The organism is Rhizomicrobium sp. (genome assembly GCF_056722145.1).
The window spans coordinates 20,994-27,760 of record NZ_JBWZET010000181.1; the positions used below are offsets into that span (position 1 = coordinate 20,994).

5 protein-coding genes are annotated in these 6,767 nt (G+C 63.7%); all 5 read left to right on the forward strand.

What is annotated here, in order from left to right; genetic code table 11:
• Positions 1 to 8: 8 nt before the first annotated feature.
• The gene (locus tag AC1P6P_RS09670; RefSeq protein ID WP_481402232.1) at positions 9 to 1,211 is read left to right on the forward strand and encodes a TadE/TadG family type IV pilus assembly protein; all 1,203 of its coding nucleotides are present in this window, start codon (positions 9 to 11) and stop codon (positions 1,209 to 1,211) included.
• 253 nt (positions 1,212 to 1,464) lie between these two features.
• Entirely contained in the window at positions 1,465 to 2,403 is a 939-nt protein-coding gene (locus AC1P6P_RS09675; protein ID WP_481402233.1) for a Gfo/Idh/MocA family protein, read from the forward strand.
• Between the two features lie 226 nt (positions 2,404 to 2,629).
• On the forward strand, positions 2,630 to 4,285 hold the full coding sequence (locus AC1P6P_RS09680) for an NAD+ synthase (protein WP_481402234.1): 1,656 nt from the start codon (positions 2,630 to 2,632) through the stop codon (positions 4,283 to 4,285).
• A complete protein-coding gene (gene gltX / locus AC1P6P_RS09685; RefSeq protein WP_481402235.1) occupies positions 4,282 to 5,613 on the forward strand; it encodes a glutamate--tRNA ligase in 1,332 nt (443 codons plus the stop codon). Before AC1P6P_RS09680 ends, gltX begins: the two co-directional genes overlap by 4 nt.
• A gap of 213 nt (positions 5,614 to 5,826) precedes the next feature.
• On the forward strand, positions 5,827 to 6,767 hold a 941-nt coding region (cysS, locus tag AC1P6P_RS09690), incomplete at its 3' end, for a cysteine--tRNA ligase (protein ID WP_481402236.1).

Consider the following 6,767-nt stretch of genomic DNA (forward strand, 5'->3'; position numbering starts at 1 on the left):
GCGCTGTCATGCGGTATAAGCTTTGCGATTTGGCCCGTCGGTTTCGCCGCAACATCAGCGGCAATATCGCCTGGATCTACGGCCTGTCCCTGGTGCCCTTGACCCTGGCCGCGGGCTCGGGCGTCGATTTCATGACGGTGCTCGACGCCAAGACGTCGCTGCAGAGCGCGATCGATTCCGCCGTGCTGGCCGGCGCCGGCGCGAACAATTCCTCCAGTGTTGCAACCACCGTGTTCGCGGCCGAGCAATTGTCGAAATTCGGTGTCGCGGCCGCTCCGGCATTCGCCGTCAACGCCGACACCAGCTTTACCGGCACGGTCACGGCCTCGGTGCCGGTGCAGTTTCTCAACGTCGTCGGCATCAAGACGATCGCCGTCACGGTTACGGCTACCGCCAAGCAGACCTCGTCGTCGACCGTTTGCATATTGGTGCTCGACCGTAACGCCTCGCAGGCGCTGCTGATGAACGGCGGGGCCGATATCGAGGCGCCGCAGTGCGAGGTTCATGTCGCGTCCACAGCCAGTCCGGCGGCGATCTTCAATTCCTCGACGACGCTGAACAGCTCGAAGTTGTGCATTGCCGGCACGTCGATCATCGACAATGGCGGCACCCATCCCAATCTGTCGAAGGGCTGCACCGTCGCCGCCGATCCGTTCGCCGGCAACTTGCCGACCCCGTCGAGCTCGACCTGCACCTATTCGAACGGCAACTACAACGGCGGCAGTGTCACCCTGTCGCCCGGCGTCTATTGCGGCTGGTTCAATTTCAACAGTTCCACCAACGTGACCTTCCAGCCCGGCGTCTATGTCATCAAGGGCGGTGGCTGGAACGTCAATGGCGGCATCTGGACCGGCACCGGCGTCACCTTCTATTTCGCCGATACGTCCAAGCTGCAGTTCAACAGCGGCGTCAAGGCGACGCTCGCGGCCCCCACCAGCGGCAGCTATGCCGGCATCCTGATGTACGAGGCAGGCGGCCTCAGCCAGAGCCAGTTCGTGCTCGACGATTCCCAGGGCCACCAGCTGAATGGCCTGATCTATCTTCCCAGCCGGCAGATGACCGTCAACGCGGGCGCCAACGTCACCGCCGATCAGGTCACCATGGTGGTCGATACCTTGATCGTGAACAGCGCCACCTGGAACGTCACCCCGCCGGCGACCAAGACCATTGCCGGGACGGGCGCGGGCGGCAGCGCCTATCTGATGAAATAGCGGGCCACGCTACGTATGCGTGTGTCACCGCTGTGGGCGGTTACATTTTGAGCGACATTCAGCGCCCCGGCTTGCCGCTGCGTTAACCATGGAATTCGAGCAGCGTTATCGACCGGAAACCGTGCGGTCGGGACCGGTGTAACAAGACGAAACATAATATGACTCGCACAAAGGCGGCGCGCGCGCAGTATGTGCCTGTCATCACGGGGGAATTCCTGTGTCGCCCATCCGTATCGTGCGTGAGAATGGTCCCTTGAAAGCAGCAGTCATTGGCGCCGGAGCGTTCGGCCGCCACCATGCCACCAAGTACCGTGGCCTTAACGGTGTCGAGCTGGTCGCGATTGCCGACCCGTCGCCGGAAGTGCGTCGCAACGCGCCGGCCACGCATGGCGTACGCGGCGTTGCCGATTGGCGCGAGCTCTTGGGTGAAGTCGATCTCGTCAGCGTTTGCTCGCCGGCGACGACGCATTCCACGATCGTGCGTGCGTTCCTCAACGCCGGCGCGCATGTGCTGGTCGAGAAGCCGATCGCGACCTCTGTCGAAGAAGCCGACGACCTCGTCACCTTGGCCGCCAAGACCGGCAAGGTGCTGACGGTGGGCCATCAGGAACGCTTTGTTTTCGCCCATACGGGCCTTCTGGATTACAGCGAAGTGCCGCTGGAAGTGTCGTGCTGGCGCAAGGGGCCGTGGACCGGCCGTGGCGCCGACGTGTCCTGCGTGCTCGACCTCATGATCCACGATCTCGATCTGGTGCATCAGTTGATCCCGGGCAAGGTGCGCAAGGTTCAGGCGCATGGTGTCTGTGAGAAGTCGCTGCTGGCCGATGACGTCAAAGCGGCGGTGATGTTCGAGAACGGCGCCGTTGCCCGTCTCGAAACCAGCCGCGTCGCGCCCGAGCGCAGCCGTGGCATGAAAGCCGTCTATGCCGACGGCATGGTGGAAATCGATTTCCTCACCCGCGAAGTGATCAACACCACGCCGCGGGCGCTGAACGCGCTCGATGTCGGTGATCCGCTGGGCGAATCAGTTGCCTCGTTTGTCGAGTCGGTGCGGACCGGCAACCCGCCGCTGGTGCGCCCCGAGCAGGCACGCAACGCCCTGGCCACTGCCATCCTGGTGGACGAAGCGTGGGAACGCTCCGCCCGCACGCGTACCCGCCGCGACGTCCTGGCTGTCGCCGCTGCGAATTGAGTGGTTTCTCATCACTGCCTCGACGGGCGGGCCTTCGGGCTCCGCCCGTTTTGTTTTTGCCCTCGCCGCGGTGTCGGAGAGGGCGCAAAATCTTGTACTTAGCCGCGCCGGCGGGGCGCCTTCGGAGTTGCGATCCGCGGCTAAGTGCTAGATTTTGCGGGTGAGGGGGCGTGACCCGACAGTTGATCCCTTCATTTATGCTCAAAACTGTACTAAATACCCAGCCGTGACCGACCACATCCGCATTGCGCTCGCCCAGCTCAACCCGACCATGGGCGATCTCGCCGGCAATCTGGCCAAGGCCCGCGCCGCCCGCGCGAGCGTGCCCGAGGCCGATGTCATCCTGTTTCCCGAGCTGTTCATCACTGGCTATCCGCCCGAGGATTTGATCCTCAAGCGCGCCTTCGTCGACGACGCTCTGGCCGTGGTGGAAGCCTTGGCCGCCGATACCGTGACCGGCCCCGCCGTGCTGATTGGCATGCCCTGGCGCGAGGACGGCAAGCTCTACAACGCGGTGGCGCTGCTCGACGGCGGCCAGATCGTCGGCCGCAGCCTGAAGCGCGATTTGCCCAATTACGGCGTGTTCGACGAAAAACGCGTCTTCTCCGCCGGGCCTCTCACAGGGCCCTTGAGCGTCCGCGGTGTGCGCGTCGGGACTCCGATCTGCGAAGATATTTGGAACGGCGTCGATATCATCGCCGGCATGGCGGCCGGTGGCGCCGAGATTTTTCTGGTGCCCAACGGTTCGCCCTACGAGGCCGGCAAGGAGGACGTTCGCCTCGATCTTATCCGGCAAAGCGTCAAAAAAATCGGACGACCGCTGGCGTATCTCAACACGGTCGGCGGCCAGGACGAAGTCGTGTTCGACGGCGCCTCGATGGTGGTCAACGCCGATGGTTCGCTCGCTTGTGCGCTGCCGCCGTGGACCGAGAAGGTCGTCGTTACCAAGTGGCAGCGCGGTGAAACCGGCTGGGTGTGCACGCCCGGCGAGATTGCGCCGGCCGAGGAGCGTTCGCAATCGGTCTATCACGCCATGATGCTGGGCCTGCGCGACTACGTGAACAAGAACCGCTTCCCCGGCGTGGTGCTCGGCCTTTCCGGTGGCATCGACAGCGCGCTGTCGGCGGCGGTGGCGGTCGATGCGCTGGGGGCAGATCGGGTGCGCTGTGTGATGCTGCCGTCGCGCTACACCTCCGACGACAGCCTGGTCGATGCGGAAGACTGCGCCAAGCTGCTGGGCGTGCCCTACGAGATCATCGCCATCGAACAGGCGGTGAAAGCATTCGGCGAAACCCTGGCGCCGGTGTTTGCCGGCCGGAGTGCCGATACCACCGAAGAAAACATTCAGTCGCGCATCCGCGGTCTGATCCTGATGGCGATCTCCAACAAGTTCGGCCCGATGGTGCTGACGACCGGCAACAAGTCGGAGATGAGCGTCGGCTACGCCACCCTCTATGGCGACATGTGCGGCGGCTACAATGTGCTGAAGGACATCTACAAGATGGAGGTGTTCCGCCTCAGCCATTGGCGCAATGCCCATCAGCCCTCAGGCGCGAAGGGTCCCGCGGGGCGCGTCATTCCCGAACGCATCATCACCAAACCGCCGACGGCCGAGCTGCGCGCCAACCAGACCGACCAGGACAGCCTGCCGCCCTATGAAATCCTCGATGGCATCCTCAATTGCCTTGTCGAGCAGGAAATGGCGTTCGAAGACGTCGTCGCCAAGGGCTATCAGCCGGCGACCGTGAAGCGGGTTGAGCACCTGCTGTACCTGTCCGAGTACAAGCGCCGCCAAGCCCCCCCGGGCGTCAAAATCGGCCCCCGCAACTTCGGCCGCGACCGGCGCTATCCGATCACCAACGCATTCAGAGACGCACGATGACTGTCGTCCGCTTTGCCCCGTCGCCCACTGGTTTGCTGCATGTCGGCAATGCCCGCACCGCGGTTTTGAATTACCTCTTCGCCCGCAAAACCGGCGGCAAGTTCCTTCTGCGCATCGACGACACCGATGCCGAGCGTTCCAAGAAGGAATATGAGGACGGCATCATCGAGCATCTCGGCTGGCTCGGCGTGCGCCACGATCTTTTCGCACGCCAGTCCGAGCGCGCGCCCCAGCATCAGGCCGCCGCCGATCTGCTCAAGAAAATCGGCCGGCTTTATCCCTGTTACGAATCCCAGCTCGAACTCGACCGCCGCCGCCAGCGCCAGATCGCGAGCGGCAAGCCGCCGGTCTATGACCGCGCTGCGCTGGCGTTGACGCCGGAAGCCCGCGCCAAGCTCGAAGCCGAAGGCAAGCGCCCGCATTGGCGGTTCAAGCTGTCGCAGAAAAAGGTCGCCTGGACCGATCTCATCCGCGGCAATGTCGAAATCGACACCGCCCATCTCAGCGACCCGGTGCTGATCCGCGAAGACGGCCGTTTCCTCTACACCCTGCCGAGCGTGGTGGACGACGTCGATTTCCAGATCACCCACATCATTCGCGGCGAGGATCACGTCACCAACACGGCGGTGCAGATCGAGCTGTTCGAAGCTCTTTCCGGCAAGGCGCCGGCCTTCGCGCATCATCCGCTGCTGATCGGAGCGGGCGGCGAAGCGCTGTCGAAGCGGCTTGGCTCGCTGTCGCTGAAGCTGTTGCGCGAAGACGGCATCGAGCCGATGGCGGCGGTCAGCTATCTCGCCAAGACCGGCACGTCGGACGCCATCGCGGCCTATGCCACGCTCGACGATCTTTTGGCCGGTTTCGACATGGCCAAGATCGGCCGGGCGCCGGCGCATTTCGATCCGGCGGAACTCTCCAATCTCAATGCCAAGCTGTTGCACCTGCTGCCCTACGCGGCGGTGGAAAGCCGGCTCCGCGCGGCGGGCGTCGGCGGCGAGGCGTTCTGGGACGCGGTGAAAGCCAATTTGACCCGCTTCTCCGAGGTGAAGGACCTGTGGCCGCTAATTGTCGGCCCCGTCACGCCGGTGATCGAGGACGCGAATTTTATTGCTGAGGCCGTTGCCGCGCTGCCGCCCGAGCCGTGGGACGAGGGCACCTGGAGCCTGTTCACCAAGGCGGTCGCCGCGGCCTCGGGCCGGAAGGGAAAGGATCTTTTCCATCCCCTCCGTCTGGCGCTGACCGGATCGGGGCATGGACCGGAGCTGAAAAAGCTGCTACCGCTGATTGGACGGCAGCGGGCCCTTGCCCGCCTCAAAGGGGAAACGGCGTGACCTATCTCGCCTGCATCGCGCGAATTTGCGGCTAAAGCCGCGACACTCCCCTTTTGCCCAAACCACATCCCTGATTGTCGTAGCCCGCAAATGCGGGCTACCCAGGTTTCGCCGTGCAAATCTACCCGGTTCGGGTACAAGTCCGGTGAGGCCGCGTCGGGGTCAACTGGATGACCCGCATTGGCGGGCCATGACAAGAAGTGAAGCATCGCCATGTCCATCCGCCTCTACAACACGCTCACCCGCCAGAAGGAAGACCTCATCCCGCTCGATCCGGCCAATGTGCGGATGTATTGCTGCGGCCCGACGGTCTACGACTACGCCCATATCGGCAATGCCCGGCCGGTGATCGTGTTCGATGTGCTGTACCGGCTGCTGCGCCATACCTACGGTGCCGATCATGTCACCTATGTCCGCAACATCACCGACATCGACGACAAGATCAACGCGCGCGCGGCGGAAACGGCGAAGGCGAAAGGGATTTCAGTCGAACAGGCGCGGGTGGAGATCACCAGCAAGACGGCGCAGCAATATCTTGATGACGTTGCTGCGCTCGGCTGCCTGATGCCGAACCACACGCCACGGGCCACCGATTACGTCGCCGGCATGATCGCGATGATCGGGACCCTGATCGACGCCGGCCACGCTTACGCCGCCGAAGGCCATGTGCTCTACGACGTCTCGTCGAAGCCCGATTACGGCAAGCTTTCCCGCCGTTCGCTCGACGAGATGATGGCGGGGGCGCGGGTGGAAGTGGCGCCCTACAAGAAAAACCCGATGGACTTCGTGCTGTGGAAGCCTTCGGACGCGAGCACGCCCGGCTGGGAGTCGCCGTGGGGCCGCGGCCGTCCCGGCTGGCACATCGAATGCTCGGTGATGGGCGGCGCGCTCTTGGGCGACACCTTCGACATTCACGGCGGCGGCGTCGATCTGATGTTCCCGCACCATGAAAACGAAATCGCCCAAAGCGAAGGCGCCCATCACGGCCACGCGCTGGCGACCATCTGGATGCACAACGGCTTCCTGCAGGTCGAAGGCGAGAAGATGTCGAAAAGCCTCGGCAACTTCATCACGATCAATGAGCTGCTGAAGGACTGGCCGGGCGAAGTGCTGCGCTTCAACATGCTGCGCACCCACTACCGCCAGCCGATCGA